Source organism: Pseudomonas sp. HMSC08G10 (assembly GCF_001808425.1).
Taxonomy (GTDB): domain Bacteria; phylum Pseudomonadota; class Gammaproteobacteria; order Pseudomonadales; family Pseudomonadaceae; genus Aquipseudomonas; species Aquipseudomonas guariconensis.
In genome coordinates, this window is the sequence record NZ_KV793300.1 from 98,129 (window position 1) to 114,761 (window position 16,633).

The 16,633-nt window shown below is 62.7% G+C and carries 13 protein-coding genes; 9 read left to right on the forward strand and 4 right to left on the reverse strand.

Features of this window, described 5'->3' with window-relative positions:
• Nucleotides 1-79: 79 nt before the first annotated feature.
• Both tsf and rpsB read right to left on the reverse strand, forming a co-directional pair.
• Nucleotides 80-943: a translation elongation factor Ts gene (gene tsf / locus HMPREF3173_RS08690; RefSeq protein WP_043208875.1), complete on the reverse strand. Its 864-nt coding sequence runs from the start codon at nt 941-943 to the stop codon at nt 80-82.
• Between the two features lie 184 nt (nt 944-1,127).
• The gene (gene rpsB, locus HMPREF3173_RS08695) at nt 1,128-1,865 is read right to left on the reverse strand and encodes a 30S ribosomal protein S2 (protein ID WP_043208878.1); all 738 of its coding nucleotides are present in this window, start codon (nt 1,863-1,865) and stop codon (nt 1,128-1,130) included.
• Nucleotides 1,866-2,196: 331 nt separating this feature from the next.
• Here rpsB and map point away from each other — a divergent pair, with 331 nt between their 5' ends.
• From map to HMPREF3173_RS08715, 4 genes are all read left to right on the forward strand, one after another.
• Nucleotides 2,197-2,979, forward strand: coding sequence for a type I methionyl aminopeptidase (map, locus tag HMPREF3173_RS08700; protein ID WP_043208882.1), 783 nt, complete (start codon nt 2,197-2,199; stop codon nt 2,977-2,979).
• Between the two features lie 31 nt (nt 2,980-3,010).
• On the forward strand, nt 3,011-5,713 hold the full coding sequence (locus tag HMPREF3173_RS08705; RefSeq protein ID WP_043208884.1) for a [protein-PII] uridylyltransferase: 2,703 nt from the start codon (nt 3,011-3,013) through the stop codon (nt 5,711-5,713).
• 27 nt (nt 5,714-5,740) lie between these two features.
• Nucleotides 5,741-6,934, forward strand: coding sequence for a succinyldiaminopimelate transaminase (gene dapC / locus HMPREF3173_RS08710; RefSeq protein ID WP_070572373.1), 1,194 nt, complete (start codon nt 5,741-5,743; stop codon nt 6,932-6,934).
• A 105-nt stretch (nt 6,935-7,039) separates the two neighbouring features.
• The gene (locus tag HMPREF3173_RS08715; protein ID WP_139146830.1) at nt 7,040-7,780 is read left to right on the forward strand and encodes a zinc metalloprotease; all 741 of its coding nucleotides are present in this window, start codon (nt 7,040-7,042) and stop codon (nt 7,778-7,780) included.
• A gap of 5 nt (nt 7,781-7,785) precedes the next feature.
• Here HMPREF3173_RS08715 and HMPREF3173_RS08720 read toward each other — a convergent pair whose 3' ends face one another.
• Nucleotides 7,786-9,432: a Na+/H+ antiporter gene (locus tag HMPREF3173_RS08720; protein WP_070572378.1), complete on the reverse strand. Its 1,647-nt coding sequence runs from the start codon at nt 9,430-9,432 to the stop codon at nt 7,786-7,788.
• Between the two features lie 271 nt (nt 9,433-9,703).
• On the opposite strand from HMPREF3173_RS08720, the gene HMPREF3173_RS08725 reads away from it, so the two are divergent.
• The 4 genes from HMPREF3173_RS08725 (at nt 9,704) to HMPREF3173_RS08740 (ending at nt 12,819) form a co-directional block, all read left to right on the forward strand.
• Nucleotides 9,704-10,051, forward strand: coding sequence for an ArsC family reductase (locus HMPREF3173_RS08725; protein WP_139146831.1), 348 nt, complete (start codon nt 9,704-9,706; stop codon nt 10,049-10,051).
• A gap of 41 nt (nt 10,052-10,092) precedes the next feature.
• Nucleotides 10,093-11,127, forward strand: coding sequence for a 2,3,4,5-tetrahydropyridine-2,6-dicarboxylate N-succinyltransferase (gene dapD / locus HMPREF3173_RS08730; RefSeq protein ID WP_070572381.1), 1,035 nt, complete (start codon nt 10,093-10,095; stop codon nt 11,125-11,127).
• A 79-nt stretch (nt 11,128-11,206) separates the two neighbouring features.
• Nucleotides 11,207-12,412, forward strand: a complete 1,206-nt coding sequence (locus tag HMPREF3173_RS08735) for a cysteine desulfurase (protein ID WP_070572383.1) — start codon at nt 11,207-11,209, stop codon at nt 12,410-12,412.
• Nucleotides 12,409-12,819: a SufE family protein gene (locus HMPREF3173_RS08740; RefSeq protein WP_043208900.1), complete on the forward strand. Its 411-nt coding sequence runs from the start codon at nt 12,409-12,411 to the stop codon at nt 12,817-12,819. The genes HMPREF3173_RS08735 and HMPREF3173_RS08740 overlap by 4 nt, the downstream gene beginning before the upstream one ends.
• 100 nt (nt 12,820-12,919) lie before the next feature.
• Here HMPREF3173_RS08740 and tcdA read toward each other — a convergent pair whose 3' ends face one another.
• Nucleotides 12,920-13,729, reverse strand: coding sequence for a tRNA cyclic N6-threonylcarbamoyladenosine(37) synthase TcdA (gene tcdA, locus HMPREF3173_RS08745; protein ID WP_070572385.1), 810 nt, complete (start codon nt 13,727-13,729; stop codon nt 12,920-12,922).
• A gap of 249 nt (nt 13,730-13,978) precedes the next feature.
• On the opposite strand from tcdA, the gene HMPREF3173_RS08750 reads away from it, so the two are divergent.
• On the forward strand, nt 13,979-16,570 hold the full coding sequence (locus tag HMPREF3173_RS08750; RefSeq protein WP_070572387.1) for a glycosyltransferase: 2,592 nt from the start codon (nt 13,979-13,981) through the stop codon (nt 16,568-16,570).
• The last annotated feature ends 63 nt before the right edge of the window (nt 16,571-16,633 follow it).

Sequence of the window (16,633 nt, forward strand, 5' to 3'; positions counted from 1 at the left end):
GGATAAACCCGGCTCCGGTTTGACAAAGAGGCTGCGCGCGTGAGCGGGCAGCCTCTTTGGGGCGACAGACGAGTCCGTCTTACTGCTTGGCGGCAGCTACCTGGGCGGCAACTTCTTCAGCGAAGTTGTCGACAGGCTTCTCGATGCCTTCGCCGACCTTGAAGTAGGTGAAGGAAACGATTTCAGCACCGGCCTTCTTGGCCAGCTCGCCGACTTTGACTTCCGGGTTCATGACGAACGCCTGCTCGACCAGCGAGGCTTCGGCCAGGAACTTCGAGATACGACCTTTGATCATGTTCTCGACGATGTTTTCTGGCTTGCCAGCGATCTTGTCAGCGTTCAGCTGCAGGAAGACGCCCTTCTCGCGCTCGATGGCTTCGGCCGAGACTTCCGACGGCAGCAGGAACTCCGGGTTCGAAGCTGCAACGTGCATAGCGATGTTCTTGGCCAGCTCGACGTCGCCGCCTTTCAGGACGACAGCGGCACCGATCTTGTTGCCGTGCAGGTAGGCACCGACAACGTCACCTTCAACGCGCGCCAGGCGACGGATGTTGACGTTCTCGCCGCACTTGGCGACCAGGGCTTCACGAGCGGCTTCGCGCGAGGCGATCAGCGGGGCTGCGTCGGTCAGCTTCTGGGCGAAGGCTTCTTCGATGCTTTCAGCAACAAAGTTCTTGAAGTCGTCTTGCAGAGCCAGGAAGTCGGTCTGCGAGTTCACTTCCAGCAGGACGGCGGATTTGCCGTCGGTCTTGACGGCGATAGCGCCTTCAGCGGCAACGTTACCAGCCTTCTTGGCAGCCTTGATGGCGCCCGAAGCGCGCATATCATCAATGGCTTTCTCGATGTCGCCGCCGGCCTTTTCCAGGGCCTTCTTGCAATCCATCATGCCTTCGCCAGTACGCTCACGCAGTTCTTTTACCAGCGCTGCAGTAATTGCTGCCATTTCAAAATCCTCTTGGAAAGTTTTTCAACCATTCCACCCGCTCATCACGGGCGTTCAATTCTGGAAATCCACTGTCTTGATGTCAGCGCACTACAGGATGCGACGGGATGCTGACAGGAGGATTTCAGGTGGCAAAAAGGGGGCCAAGCCCCCTTTTTGCGTGCCAAGTAGACGCAGGCGTCAATTACTCGGCAGCTGGTGCCGCCGCTTCTTCAGCGTAGACTTCGGTGCCGCCAGCAACGTTGTTGCGGCCACGGATGACGGCGTCAGCCATCGAAGTCATGTACAGCTCGATGGCGCGGATGGCGTCATCGTTACCTGGGATGATGTAATCAACACCTTCAGGGCTGCTGTTGGTATCGACAACGCCGATGACCGGGATGCCCAGCTTGTTGGCTTCGGTGATCGCGATGCGCTCGTGATCAACGTCGATGACGAACAGTGCGTCAGGCAGACCGCCCATGTCCTTGATGCCGCCCAGGCTGCGATCCAGTTTTTCCAGGTCGCGGGAGCGCATCAGGGCTTCTTTCTTGGTCAGCTTGGCGAAAGTGCCGTCTTCGGCCTGGGTTTCCAGGTCGCGCAGACGCTTGATCGAAGCGCGGATGGTCTTGTAGTTGGTCAGCATGCCGCCCAACCAGCGGTGGTCAACGTATGGCGAACCGCAACGAGCAGCTTGCTCGGCGACGATCTTGCCAGCGGAACGCTTGGTGCCGACGAACAGGATCTTGTTCTTGCCCTGGGCCAGGCGCTCTACGAACGACAGAGCGTCGTTGAACATCGGCAGGGTTTTTTCCAGGTTGATGATGTGGATCTTGTTACGCGCGCCGAAAATGAACTTGCCCATTTTCGGGTTCCAGTAACGGGTCTGGTGGCCGAAGTGCACACCGGCCTTCAGCATATCGCGCATGTTGACTTGGGACATGATAGTTCCTTGATAAGTCGGGTTGGGCCTCCACGTATCCCAATGACCAACCCACGAGCCCATCGGACTCGGAGCACCCAGGCCATCGTGTCGACACGTGTGTGGGTTTGAGCTTCCGGAGGACCTCCCCCGAAAGCGGCGCATTTTATACCACAGACCGCGAGCGAACGGAACCCAGTCAGAACAGTTCGAATCGACAAGCGACAAGCCAAAGCAAATCGCATGTAGACGGCTGCAGCTTGCAGCTCAATGCTAGGTTTGAAGCCACCCTCTGATAGAATATGGCCTTTCCCGTTTGTTCGCGCCCTCGCGGCGCCGTAGAGAGCCCGTAATGACCGTCACCATCAAGACCGCAGAAGACATCGAGAAGATGCGCATCGCCGGCCGCCTGGCCGCCGAAGTCCTCGAGATGATCGAGGAACACGTCAAGCCCGGTGTCACCACCGAAGAACTGGACCGCATCTGCCACGACTACATCGTCAATGTCCAGCAGGCCATTCCGGCACCGCTCAACTACAAAGGCTTCCCCAAGTCGATCTGCACCTCGATCAATCATGTGGTCTGCCACGGCATCCCCAACGAGAAGCCGCTCAAGGACGGTGACACCATCAACATCGACGTCACCGTGATCAAGGATGGCTACCACGGCGATACCAGCCGTATGTTCCATGTCGGCACCGTCGCCCCGTGGGCCGAGCGTCTGTCCAAGGTGACCCAGGAGTGCATGTACAAGGCCATTGAGCTGGTCAAACCGGGTTGCCGCCTGGGCGACATCGGCGAGGTCATCCAGAAGCACGCCGAGAAGAATGGCTTCTCCGTGGTCCGCGAGTTCTGCGGTCATGGCATCGGCAAGGTGTTCCATGAAGAGCCGCAAGTGCTGCACTACGGCCGCGCCGGCACCGGCATGGAACTCAAGGAAGGCATGACCTTCACCATCGAACCGATGATCAACCAAGGCAAGGCCGACACCAAGGTGCTGGGCGACGGCTGGACCGCCATCACCAAGGACCGCAAGCTCTCGGCACAGTGGGAACACACCATTCTGGTGACCGCTACCGGCTACGAGATCTTCACCCTGCGCAAGGACGACACCCTCCCGCGCACCTCGGCCTGACCCGGGGCCAATCACACAGGAACGCGACTCGATGACCCAGGTGGATCCCGAGCTGTTCGACCGCGGCCAGTTCCAGGCGGAACTGGCCCTCAAGGCTAGCCCCATCGCTGCCTTCAAGAAGGCCATCCGCCAGGCGGGCACGGTGCTCGACCGGCGCTTTCGGGAAGGCTGTGAGATCCGCCCTCTCATCGAGGCGCGCGCCTGGTTCGTCGACAACATCCTGCAACAGGCCTGGAACCAGTTCGACTGGCGCGACCAGGCCGGTATCGCCCTGGTGGCCGTCGGCGGCTACGGCCGTGGCGAGCTGCACCCCTGGTCGGACATCGACCTGCTGATCCTGCTCGACAGCGCCGAGCATGAGCAGTACCGCGACGCCATCGAGCGCTTCCTGACGCTGCTCTGGGACATCGGGCTGGAGGTCGGCCAGAGCGTGCGCACGGTCGATGAATGCGCCGAACAGGCCCGCGCCGACCTGACGGTCATCACCAACCTGATGGAAAGCCGCACCATCGCCGGCCCTGAAGCCCTGCGCCAGCGCATGCTGGATGTAACCAGCACCGAGCACATGTGGCCGAGCAAGGAGTTCTTCCTGGCCAAGCGCGCCGAACTCAAGGCCCGTCACCACAAGTACAACGACACCGAATACAACCTCGAGCCCAACGTCAAAGGCTCTCCGGGCGGTCTGCGCGACATCCAGACCGTCCTCTGGGTGGCCCGCCGCCAGTACGGCACCCTGAACCTTCATGCCCTGGCCGGCGAAGACTTCCTGCTGGAAAGCGAGAACGAGCTGCTGGCTTCGTCCCAGGCGTTCCTGTGGCGCGTGCGCTATGCCCTGCACATGCTTGCAGGGCGCGCCGAGGACCGCCTGCTGTTCGACCATCAGCGCAGCGTCGCCGCTCTGCTCGGTTACAGCGACGAGAATCCCAAGCGGGCCATCGAACAGTTCATGCAGCAGTACTACCGGGTGGTGATGAGCATCAGCCAGCTGTGCGACCTCATTATCCAGCACTTCGAGGAAGTCATCCTCGCTGACGAAGACAGCGGCACCACCCAGCCGCTCAATGCACGCTTCCGCCTGCACGATGGCTACATCGAAGCGGTCAACCCGAACGTGTTCAAACGCACGCCGTTCGCCATGCTGGAGATCTTCGTGCTGATGGCACAGCACCCGGAGATCAAGGGCGTGCGCGCCGACACCGTGCGCCAGTTGCGCGAACACCGTCACCTGATCAATGACAAGTTCCGCAACGATATCCGCAACACCAGCCTGTTCATCGAGCTGTTCAAGTGCGAAATCGGCATCCATCGCAACCTGCGGCGCATGAACCGCTACGGCATTCTGGGCCGCTACCTGCCGGAATTCGGCCTGATCGTCGGGCAGATGCAGCACGACCTGTTCCACATCTATACAGTCGATGCCCATACCCTCAACCTGATCAAGCACTTGCGCAAACTCCAGTACACCCCGGTGTCGGAGAAATTCCCGCTGGCCAGCAAGCTCATGGGCCGCCTGCCTAAACCCGAGCTGATCTACCTCGCCGGCCTGTATCACGACATCGGCAAGGGCCGTCAGGGCGACCACTCCGAGCTGGGCGCGGTGGATGCCCAAGCGTTCTGCAAGCGCCATCAGTTGCCAGCATGGGACAGCAAACTGATCGTCTGGCTGGTGCAGCAGCACCTGGTGATGTCCACCACCGCCCAGCGCAAGGACCTCTCGGACCCGCAGGTGATCAACGACTTCGCCCTGCTGGTGGGCGACGAGACGCGCCTGGATTACCTTTACGTACTGACCGTGGCCGATATCAACGCCACCAACCCCAGCCTGTGGAACTCCTGGCGCGCCAGCCTGCTGCGCCAGCTCTACACCGAGACCAAGCGCGCCCTGCGCCGGGGCCTGGAAAACCCGCTGGACCGCGAAGAGCAGATCCGCCAGACGCAGACCGCGGCGTTGGATATCCTGGTCCGCGAAGGCACCGACCCGGACGACGTGGAGCAGCTCTGGGCTCAATTGGGCGACGACTACTTCCTGCGCCACACCGCCGCCGACGTCGCCTGGCACAGCGACGCGATTCTCCAGCAGCCAGCCGATGGCGGCCCCCTGGTACTGATCAAGGAAACCACCCAGCGCGAGTTCGAAGGCGGCACGCAAATCTTCATCTATGCGCCGGACCAACACGACTTCTTCGCTGTGACCGTAGCCGCGATGTCCCAGCTCAACCTGAACATCCACGATGCGCGGATCATCACCTCCAGCAGCCAGTTCACCCTCGATACCTATATCGTCCTGGACAACGACGGCGGCTCGATCGGCGACAACCCGCAGCGGGTCAAGCAGATCCGCGATGGCCTGACCGAAGCCCTGCGCAACCCTGAGGACTACCCGACCATCATCCAGCGTCGGGTGCCGCGCCAGCTCAAGCACTTCACCTTCGCCCCCCAGGTGACCATCCACAACGACGCCCAGCGGCCGGTGACCATCCTCGAGATCACCGCGCCCGATCGACCTGGCCTGCTGGCCAGGGTCGGCAGGATCTTCCTGGAGTTCGACCTGTCGCTGCAGAACGCCAAGATCGCCACACTGGGCGAACGCGTGGAAGACGTGTTCTTCATTACCGATGCCGACAACCAACCGCTGTCCGACCCGCAACTGTGCCTTCGTTTGCAGGAGGCCATCATCAAGCAGTTGCAGGCCGGCCAAGCCAGCGACGCCAGCCCGACCCGCGTGACCTTTTAACGATTAGATTGACGAGACCTTGCGCCGATGAACCATGCCCTGACCCAGCTTCAGCCCTACCCGTTCGAGAAACTCCGCGCCCTGCTGGGCAGCGTGAAGCCTGCGGCGGACAAGCGTGCCATCGCCTTGTCGATCGGCGAGCCGAAGCACGAATCGCCGGCGTTCGTCGCCCAGGCCATGGCCGACAACCTCGACAAGCTGGCGGTGTATCCGAGCACGATCGGCCTGCCAGCCCTGCGCCAGGCCATCGGCCAGTGGTGCGAGCGACGCTTCGGTGTACCGGCCGGCTGGCTCGATGCCGACCGTCATATCCTGCCGGTCAATGGCACCCGCGAGGCGCTGTTCGCCTTCACCCAGGCCGTGGTCAACCGCGCCGATGACGGCCTGGTGGTCAGCCCCAACCCGTTCTACCAGATCTACGAAGGCGCGGCCCTGCTGGCTGGGGCTACGCCGCATTACCTGCCGTGCCTGGAAAGCAATGGTTTCAACCCTGACTTCGACGCCGTGCCGGTCGAGGTCTGGAAGCGTTGCCAAATCCTCTTCCTGTGCTCGCCCGGCAACCCCACCGGCGCCCTGGTGCCAATGGAGACCCTGAAAAAGCTGATTGCCTTGGCCGACGAGCATGACTTCGTGATTGCCGCGGACGAGTGCTACAGCGAGCTGTACTTCGACGAAGAGGCGCCGCCACCTGGCCTGCTCAGCGCCTGTGCCGAGCTGGGCCGCAGCGACTTCGCCCGCTGCGTGGTGTTCCACAGCCTGTCCAAACGCTCCAACCTGCCGGGCCTGCGCTCCGGTTTCGTGGCTGGCGATGCCAAGATCATCAAGCCATTCCTGCTCTATCGCACCTACCACGGCTGTGCCATGCCGGTGCAGACCCAACTGGCGAGCGTGGCGGCCTGGCAGGACGAAGCCCACGTGCGCGAGAACCGCGACCAGTACCGGGCCAAGTACGACGCGGTGTTGGACATTCTCCAGCCGGTGATGGACGTGCAGCGTCCCGACGGCAGCTTCTACCTGTGGGCCAAGGTGCCCGGCTGCGATGCTGACTTCACCCGCGACCTGTTCGAAGCCGAGCATGTGACTGTGGTGCCAGGCTCCTATCTGTCTCGTGAGGTGGACGGGGTCAACCCTGGCGCTGGCCGCGTGCGCATGGCGCTGGTCGCACCGTTGGCCGAGTGCATCGAGGCGGCAGAACGGATTCGCGCCTTCCTGACTCGCTGAGATGCGACGCGCCGGGCAGCGAACCTGCCCGTGAGCAATAAGTACCGCACATAGCCACCGGCAACAGGAAAAGCTCCGCATCTTTGACCTAGCGGAGCTTTTCCCTTGACCTCATTGATCTTTCCTCGTCGGCGCGCGCCTCTGGACATGCGCCAAGCACATGCCCTGGCGATCGCCGAAAACCCTCGCAACGCTGGCTACGCACCGTTGGCCAACCGCCGCAAACGCGCCCTCGGCGTGCAGGGCAAGCTCTGGCGTCCGGGCCGTACCCTTTGGGTCTCGTTCCTGGGCTCGACTGACCGGCGCCTGAAAAACGATATCTTCGACCTGGCCAGCCAATGGCTGGACGAATCCGACGCCAACCTCTCGCTCGACCTTGCGCTGGATGACGACCCACGTGCACAGATCCGGGTACGTGCCCACCCATCGCTGATACACAACGAATCGCTCGTGGGCACCGACGCGCTGACAACCAGGGGCGAAACCATGAACCTGAACGTTGTACCGGCGCAGGCGAGTTTCGAACACGTCGTGCTGCATGAATTCGGCCACGCCCTGGGCGCAGAGCACGAACATCAGCACCCTGGCGCAAACATTCCCTGGAACCTGCCCGAGGTGCTGAAAAGCGTCACCGCGATGCCCGGCTGGACGCACCAGCACGTCATGGAGGAAATGATCGGCACACGTGACGACGTCGGCCTGGTGAAGACCGACTACGACCCCGGCTCAGTCATGCACTACCCAGTCCCCCAGGCCTACACCTTGGGCGACTGGGAAGTTGGGCTGAACAGTCAGCTGAGCGACAAAGACCTGACATTCATGCGCCTGGCCTATCCCCATGACTGATGTCCTCAGCGCACTTGGCCGAGGTTCGCCTCGCTGAGGTCTAGCTCGCCCAACACCTGGCGCACCACTTCATCGCCGACCAAGTGCTGGCGATGCAGGTTGTACAGTTCAAGCCGCTGGGCGCGCAGCGCACGTAGACGCAGGCGACGTTCCAACAGGTCCATCTGCTCGGCCAGAGCCCTGGCCTCTGCCGAGTCGTTGTAGCTGTCCAGCTCATCACGGTATTCGGCCATCAGACGCGCCTTCAACTCGGTGGCCATGGTGGCCTGGGCTGCATCCTGAGCGGCGTTGGCATCAATCACTTCTTCCGCCTCCAGCGCGTGGATCGCCGCTTCTGCAGTGCGTCGCCAAGCTTCCTGTACCTCTTGGCGCAAGCGATCATCCGGGCTGCGGGTAACGCCACGCAGCAGGATCGGCAAGGTGATCACCGCGCAAATCAGTGACAGCAGGATCACCCCAGCGGCAATGAAGATGAGCAGGTCGCGCTCAGGGAAGGCCTTGCCGGCCCCCATCAGCAAAGGTATCGACATCACACCGGCCAGGGTCACGGCGCCGCGCACCCCGCCCAAGGTCAGCAACCAGCAGGAGCGAGCCGTCGGCAGCAGCACCAGTTCAGGCTTGCCACGCCAGCGCCGCACGACCCCAATGGCGCGCCAGATGCTCTGCACCCAGACAAAACGCAACAGAATCAATGCCGCGAAAATGGCGACCACGTCCAGGCATCGCCAAGCCAGGGTCGGCCAAACCGTGGCTTCATCGGTGACCACGGCCTTGACGATGTCCGGCAACTGCAACCCTAGCAACAAGAAGATCAGGCCATTGAAGGCAAACTCCAGCAGGGACCAGACGCTGCGGTTGAGCAGACGTGTGCTGGTCTGGCGCGGTAACAGATCGAGCCAGCTCTGCATCATGCCCGCCGCCACCGCCGACAGGATGCCCGACACTCCCAGGCGCTCGGCCAGCACATAAGCGGCGAACGGCAGCAGCAGCATGAACACCACGTGGGTCGCCGGGTCATCCCAGCCCCGAGCGATCATCCACATGCGCAGGCGCCCGACCAGCCAGCTCAATACCACCCCCACGCCCAGACCACCCAGAGCGACCAGCACGAACGTGAGGCTGGCATCGGCCAAGGAAAACACACCAGTGATAGCTGCAACGAGGGCAAACTTGAAGGTCACCAGGCCTGAGGCGTCGTTCATCAGCGCCTCCCCCTGGAGCATGTGCATCAATGGCGTGGGCAGGCGGTCCTGGGTGATGGCCGACACCGCCACCGCATCGGTAGGCGAAAGCACCGCCGCCAAGGCGAACGCCACCGGCAGGGGAATGCTGGGCAGCAGCCAGTGGATGAAGTAACCCGCACCGACCACGGTGAACAGCACCAGGCCCACTGCCAGTGCCACCACCGGACCACGGATGCGCCAAAGCTCACGCTTGGGCATGCGCCAGCCATCGGCGAACAGCAAGGGCGGCAGGAACAGGAACAGGAACAACTCCGGATCCAGCGCAACGTGCAGCCCGAGGGTCGGCCAGGCCAGCAAAGCGCCGGCGCCGATCTGCACCAGCGGAAGCGGCAGCGGAATCACCCGCCCCACCAGTTTCGACAAGCTCACCAGCATCAGCAGGATAAGGACGGTATAGGCTGACTGCATCGGCAAAGCTTCCTCTTTAGAACGGACAAACGACAGCGCAGGCGAGATAGCCTTTGAAACAATATGTTAGCGGTGCTCCGCTACCTAGAGCCGCTGCACGATAGTCGCAGCTGCCCTGTCAATATGTAACACAATGCTACTCCTCTCGATGCGACAACCCCTGCGCGACCACAGCCGTGGCGCTCAATGGAACGATGCCGCATAATCCGGCGACTGACTTTCGGGAGAACATGGGGAGGATTGGGGAAGCCAATGATCCCCGATGAATTCAATGGCTTACACTCTCTACGGCATCAAAGCCTGCGACACCATGAAGAAGGCCCGTAGCTGGCTTGACGAAAACGCCGTCAGCTACGCCTTCCATGACTACAAGACCCAGGGCATCGACCGCGACAGCCTGAACCGCTGGTGCAACGAGCACGGCTGGGAAGTGATCCTAAACCGCGCCGGCACCACCTTCCGCAAGCTGGACGACGCCAGCAAGGCCGATCTCGACCAGGCCAAGGCCGTCGACTTGATGCTGGCCCAGCCTTCGATGATCAAGCGCCCGGTGCTCGATCTCGGTGACCGCACCCTGGTGGGTTTCAAGCCCGACCTGTACGCCGCGGCATTGGCCTGAACCGCCTTCGCTTCAACCCCTTATTCGCATGAGGTAATTGCATGTCCACTACCCTGTTCAGCCTGGCCTTCGGTGTCGGCACCCAGAACCGCCAGGGCACCTGGCTGGAAGTCTTCTACGCTCAACCTGTCCTCGCCCCGACTGCCGAGCTGGTCGCAGCCATCGCGCCGATCCTCGGCTACGAAGGCGGCAACCAGGCCATTGCCTTCAGCAACGCCCAGGCCGCCCAGCTGGCTGAAGCCGTCAAGGGCGTGGACGCCGCCCAGGCCGCACTGCTGACCCGCCTGGCCGAAAGCCACAAGCCGCTGGTCGCCACCGTGCTGGCTGAAGACGGCGCGCTGACCTCCACGCCGGAGGCGTACCTGAAGCTGCACCTGCTTTCGCACCGCCTGGTCAAGCCACACGGCGTGAGCCTGGCCGGCATCTTCCCGCTGCTGCCGAACGTCGCCTGGACCAACCAGGGCGCGGTCGACCTGAGCGAGCTGGCCGAATTGCAACTGGAAGCGCGCCTCAAGGGCGAGCTGCTGGAAGTGTTCTCGGTGGACAAGTTCCCGAAGATGACCGACTACGTGGTTCCAGCTGGCGTGCGTATCGCCGACACCGCCCGTGTACGCCTGGGCGCCTACATCGGCGAAGGCACCACCATCATGCACGAAGGCTTCGTCAACTTTAACGCTGGCACCGAAGGCCCAGGTATGATCGAAGGCCGCGTCTCCGCAGGCGTGTTCGTCGGCAAGGGCTCGGACCTGGGCGGCGGCTGCTCGACCATGGGTACCCTGTCCGGCGGCGGCAACATCGTTATCAAAGTCGGCGAAGGCTGCCTGATCGGCGCCAATGCCGGTATCGGTATCCCGCTGGGCGACCGCAACACCGTGGAAGCTGGCCTGTACATCACCGCCGGTACCAAAGTGAACCTGCTGGACGAGAACAACCAACTGGTCAAGGTAGTCAAGGCGCGCGACCTGGCCGGCCAGACCGACCTGCTGTTCCGTCGCAACTCGCTCAACGGCGCGGTGGAGTGCAAGACCCACAAGTCGGCCATCGAGCTGAACGAGGCGCTGCACGCCCACAACTGAGAACCTGCCCGGGTTTGAAGTGATAAGATCGGGGCTGACGTCGTGTCAGTCCCGATTTTTCATTCCAGGCCCCGCGATCATGTTCCAGCCCTCCCCCTGGCGTGCCGATTTCCCCGCCATCGCCGCCCTGCAACGCCAGCACCAGACCTACCTGGACAGCGCCGCCACCACGCAGAAACCTCAAGTTTTGCTCGATGCCCTGAGCCACTACTACGGCCATGGCGCAGCCAATGTGCATCGTGCCCAGCACCTGCCTGGCGCGTTGGCGACCCAGGCCTTCGAGGCTAGCCGCGACAAGGTAGCCGCTTGGCTCAACGCCGCAGATTCCCGGCAGATCGTGTTCACCCATGGCGCCACCTCGGCCCTCAACCTGCTGGCTTATGGCCTGGAATACCGCGTCGAAGCAGGCGATGAAATTGCAATCAGCGCCCTGGAACACCACGCCAACCTGTTGCCCTGGCAGCAACTGGCGCGACGGCGCGGTGCGCGCCTGGTGGTACTGCCACTGGACGAACATGGCCGCATCGACCTGGACCAGGCCCTGCAACTGATCGGCCCGCGCACCCGGTTGCTGGCGGTAAGCCAGCTGTCCAACGTGCTGGGCACCTGGCAGCCACTGCCGGCCCTGCTCGCCCATGCTCGCGCCCAAGGCGCGCTGACGGTGGTCGACGGTGCCCAAGGTGTGGTGCATGGCCGCCATGACGTGCAGCAACTGGGCTGCGACTTCTACGTATTTTCCAGCCACAAACTCTATGGCCCCGAAGGCGTCGGTGTGCTCTATGGCCGTCTGCAGGCACTGGAGCAGCTGCGTCACTGGCAATTTGGCGGTGAGATGGTGCAACTGGCCGACTACCAAAGCGCCAGTTTCCGTTCGGCACCGCTGGGTTTCGAGGCCGGCACGCCACCGATCGCCGGAGTCATTGGCCTTGGGGCGACCCTCGACTACCTGGCCAGCCTCGACGCCACCGCCGTGGCCCACCATGAAACCAGCCTCCACCACTCCCTGCTGCGCGGCCTGGGCGATCGCGAAGGCATTCGCATCCTGGGCACGCCACAAGCAGCCCTGGTGAGCTTTGTGGTTGAGGGTGTGCACAATGCCGATATCGCTCATCTGCTCACCGAGCAAGGTATTGCCGTACGCGCCGGTCACCACTGCGCCATGCCACTGCTCAAAGGGCTGGGCCTGGAGGGGGCGATTCGCGTGTCCCTGGCTTTGTACAACGACAGCGATGACCTGCAGCAGTTCTTCGATGCCCTGGATCAAGGCCTGGAGCTGCTGCGATGAGCCTGCCTACCGCCGCCAGCCAGGCGCTGGAGCACTTCGAACAGGCCCGGGGTTGGGAGCAACGGGCGCGGTTACTGATGCAATGGGGCGATCGCCTGGAGCCGCTGACAGAAACACAGCAAACCGATGAGCATCGTGTGCACGGCTGCGAAAGCCTGGTGTGGCTAGTGGCCGAGCACGTCGACGGCCAGTGGCACTTCAAGGCCAGTAGCGACGCGCGTCTGTTGCGCGGGCTGTTGGCGCTGTTGCTGGTGCGGGTGCAGGGTTTGCCCAGCGCGGAGCTGGCGCAGGTCGATCTGCGCGGCTGGTTTACCCAGTTGGGGCTGGAGCGTCAGCTCTCGCCGTCACGCTCCAATGGCCTTCATGCGGTGTTGCAGCGAATGGCTGAATTGGCGGGCCGTCAGTGACTAGGGGGCTCTTCGCGGGTAGACCTGCGAAAGGGCTCCTGAGGCCACTGTCATCCCTGGCCCCTCGGCCCCATGGGTCAGGCGGCGAGCAATCACCGGCTCACTCGGCCTTGACCCGCTCCGAAGGCCGCCGGGCACCGCCCACCAGTTTTTCCACCGCCTTGCTCGCCGCGACCATGCCGAAGGTTGCGGTGACCATCATCACTGCCCCGAAGCCGCCCGAGCAGTCCAGGCGCACGCCCTCGCCCACGAAGCTCTTTTGCAGGCACACGCTGCCATCACCCTTGGGGTAGCGCAGCTGCTCGCTGGAGAACACACAGGGCACGCCGTAGTTGCGCGATACATTGCGCGAGAAGTTGTAGTCGCGCCGCAGGGTCGAGCGTACCCGCGAGGCCAGCGGGTCATTGAAGGTCTTGTTCAAATCGCCGATCTGGACCTGGGTCGGGTCGATCTGCCCGCCCGCGCCGCCGGTCGTGACGATGGCAATCTTGCGACGTCGACACCAGGCGATCAATGCGGCCTTGGCCATCACGCTGTCGATGCAGTCGATGACGCAATCGAGATTTTCAGTGATGTACTCGATCATGGTGTCGCGGGTAACGAAGTCAGCCACCGCATGCACGGTACAGGCCGGGTTGATCGCCCGCAGGCGCTCGGCCATGACCTCGACCTTGGGCCGTCCGACCTGCCCTTCCAGGGCATGAGCCTGGCGGTTGGTGTTGCTCACGCAGACATCATCCAGGTCGAACAGGGTGATCTCGCCAACACCACTGCGGGCCATGGCCTCGGCGGCCCAGGACCCGACCCCACCGATACCGACGATCGCCACGTGGGCCCGGCGCAGGCGCTCCAGGCCTTGCTCGCCATACAGCCGGGCAACGCCGGCGAAGCGTGGATCTTCTGTGCTCATGATCACCCCCTGAAAAAACGGCGCGCATTATAAGCCAACAGGAGGGCCCTGGGGCTTTCGTGCTGCCCGCTCACCGCACCTGGCAGCCCTTGCGAGGCGCTGGTTAGTAAAGCCCCTACAAATCCTGCTTTAATATCCCACTTATCGCAGTGGTCCTGAGCAATAGCCGAGCGGCTTCAGAACTTCATCTCCAGCGGGAAATCCAAGCCATTGCCCGCCCCCGCTCTCCTTTCGGAATCTGAAACATCTATGTCATCACGCAAATTCGGTCTCAACCTGGTAGTGGTCCTGGCCATTGCCGCGCTGTTCACCGGTTTCTGGGCGCTGATCAACCGTCCAGTGTCTGCCCCCGCCTGGCCGGAGCAGATCTCTGGTTTCTCGTATTCGCCGTTCCGCCTCGGGCAAAGCCCGCAAAAGGGGCAGTACCCCAGCGACGAGGAGATCCGCCAAGACCTGGAACAGATGAGCAAGCTGACCGACAGTATCCGCATCTATACCGTCGAGGGCACCCAGGCCGACATACCGCGCCTTGCCGAAGAACTTGGCCTACGCATCACCCTGGGGATCTGGATCAGCCCGGACCTGGAACGCAACGAACGCGAAATCGCCAAGGCGATCGAACTGGCCAATACCTCCCGCAGCGTGGTCCGGGTCGTGGTGGGCAACGAGGCGCTGTTCCGCAAGGAGGTCACGCCCGAGGCGCTGATCGGGTACCTGGACCGGGTGCGTGCTGCGGTCAAGGTGCCGGTCACGACCAGTGAACAGTGGCACATCTGGAAGGAAAACCCCGAACTGGCCAAGCATGTCGACCTGATCGCCGCACACATCCTGCCCTATTGGGAGTTCGTGCCGATGAAGGACTCGCTACAGTTCGTTCTCGACCGCGCCCGCGAACTCAAGCATCAGTTCCCCCGCAAACCCCTGCTGCTTTCCGAAGTCGGCTGGCCAAGCAACGGCCGCATGCGCGGCGGGGCCGACGCCACCCAGGCCGACCAGGCCATCTACCTGCGCACGCTGGTCAACACGCTAAACCGACGGGGCTACAACTACTTCGTCATCGAGGCTTACGACCAACCCTGGAAAGCCAGTGACGAAGGCTCGGTGGGTGCCTACTGGGGCGTGTACAACGCCGCGCGCCAGCAGAAGTTCAACTTCGAGGGGCCGGTCGTGGCCATCCCGCAGTGGCGCGCCCTGGCGGTGGCGTCTGTAGTACTGGCGATGATTGCCCTGACTGTGCTGCTGATCGACGGCTCGGCACTGCGCCAGCGCGGTCGCACCTTCCTCACGTTCATTACCTTCCTGTGCGGATCGGTGCTGGTGTGGATCGCCTATGACTACAGCCAGCAATACAGCACCTGGTTCAGCCTGACCGTCGGCGTGCTCCTGGCCCTGGGCGCATTGGGCGTGTTCATCGTGCTGCTGACCGAAGCCCACGAACTGGCCGAAGCGGTCTGGATCCACAAGCGCCGGCGCGAGTTCCTGCCGGTGCAAGGCGATTCGGCCTACAGGCCCAAGGTGTCGATCCATGTGCCGTGCTACAACGAACCGCCGGAAATGGTGAAACAGACTCTGGATGCCCTCGCCGCCCTGGACTACCCGGACTACGAAGTGCTGGTGATCGACAACAACACCAAGGATCCGGCCGTCTGGGAGCCGCTCAAGGCCCACTGCGAACGACTGGGCGAACGCTTCCGCTTCTTCCACGTCGCACCGCTGGCCGGTTTCAAGGGTGGCGCGCTGAACTACCTGATCCCTCATACAGCCAAGGACGCCGAAGTGATCGCGGTGATCGACTCGGACTACTGTGTCGACCGCAACTGGCTCAAGCACATGGTGCCGCACTTCGCCGACCCGAAGATCGCCGTGGTGCAGTCGCCCCAGGACTACCGCGACCAGCACGAAAGCGCCTTCAAGAAGCTGTGCTACAGCGAATACAAGGGCTTCTTCCACATCGGCATGGTCACTCGCAACGACCGAGACGCGATCATCCAGCACGGCACCATGACCATGACCCGACGCTCGGTCCTGGAAGAGCTGGGCTGGGCCGAATGGTGCATCTGCGAGGATGCCGAGTTGGGTCTGCGGGTGTTCGAGAAGGGGCTTTCGGCCGCCTACGCCCACAACAGCTATGGCAAGGGCCTGATGCCCGACACCTTCATCGACTTCAAGAAACAGCGTTTTCGCTGGGCCTATGGCGCAATCCAGATCATCAAGCACCATGCCGCCGCGCTGTTGCGGGGCAAGGGCAGCGAGCTGACCCGTGGCCAGCGCTACCACTTCCTCGCCGGCTGGCTGCCGTGGATCGCCGATGGCATGAACATCTTCTTCACCGTCGGCGCCCTGCTCTGGTCGGCGGCGATGATCATCGTTCCACAGCGGGTCGACCCACCGCTGATGATCTTCGCCATCCCGCCACTGGCGCTGTTCTTCTTCAAGGTCGGCAAGATCATCTTCCTCTATCGCCGCGCAGTCGGCGTGAACCTCAAGGATGCCTTCGCCGCCGCGTTGGCCGGGCTTGCGCTGTCGCACACCATCGCCAAGGCGGTGCTGTACGGCTTCTTCACCAGCAGCATGCCGTTCTTCCGCACCCCCAAGAATGCCGACAGCCATGGCTTGCTGGTGGCGATTTCCGAGGCGCGCGAGGAATTGTTCATCATGCTGCTGCTCTGGGGCGCTGCGCTGGGCATTTATCTGGTCCAAGGCCTGCCGGGGGCGGACATGCGCTTCTGGGTGGCGATGTTGTTGGTGCAGTCGCTGCCTTACCTGGCGGCGCTGGTGATGGCAATGCTGTCATCCTTGCCGAAGCCTGGGGATGAGGCCGTCGAGGCCAAGGCTACCTGACACAGGGCCTGGCCGGGTCACGCCCTGTGGGAGTGCCGCCAGGGTTAGCGATGACTTCTCTCG

Coding starts and splice junctions, on each gene's coding strand:
- tsf (WP_043208875.1), bottom strand. CDS start 943: ATGGCAGCAATTACTGCAGCGCTGGTAAAAGAACTGCGTGAGCGTACT.
- rpsB (WP_043208878.1), bottom strand. CDS start 1,865: ATGTCCCAAGTCAACATGCGCGATATGCTGAAGGCCGGTGTGCACTTC.
- map (WP_043208882.1), top strand. CDS start 2,197: ATGACCGTCACCATCAAGACCGCAGAAGACATCGAGAAGATGCGCATC.
- HMPREF3173_RS08705 (WP_043208884.1), top strand. CDS start 3,011: ATGACCCAGGTGGATCCCGAGCTGTTCGACCGCGGCCAGTTCCAGGCG.
- dapC (WP_070572373.1), top strand. CDS start 5,741: ATGAACCATGCCCTGACCCAGCTTCAGCCCTACCCGTTCGAGAAACTC.
- HMPREF3173_RS08720 (WP_070572378.1), bottom strand. CDS start 9,432: ATGCAGTCAGCCTATACCGTCCTTATCCTGCTGATGCTGGTGAGCTTG.
- HMPREF3173_RS08725 (WP_139146831.1), top strand. CDS start 9,704: ATGGCTTACACTCTCTACGGCATCAAAGCCTGCGACACCATGAAGAAG.
- dapD (WP_070572381.1), top strand. CDS start 10,093: ATGTCCACTACCCTGTTCAGCCTGGCCTTCGGTGTCGGCACCCAGAAC.
- HMPREF3173_RS08735 (WP_070572383.1), top strand. CDS start 11,207: ATGTTCCAGCCCTCCCCCTGGCGTGCCGATTTCCCCGCCATCGCCGCC.
- HMPREF3173_RS08740 (WP_043208900.1), top strand. CDS start 12,409: ATGAGCCTGCCTACCGCCGCCAGCCAGGCGCTGGAGCACTTCGAACAG.
- tcdA (WP_070572385.1), bottom strand. CDS start 13,729: ATGAGCACAGAAGATCCACGCTTCGCCGGCGTTGCCCGGCTGTATGGC.
- HMPREF3173_RS08750 (WP_070572387.1), top strand. CDS start 13,979: ATGTCATCACGCAAATTCGGTCTCAACCTGGTAGTGGTCCTGGCCATT.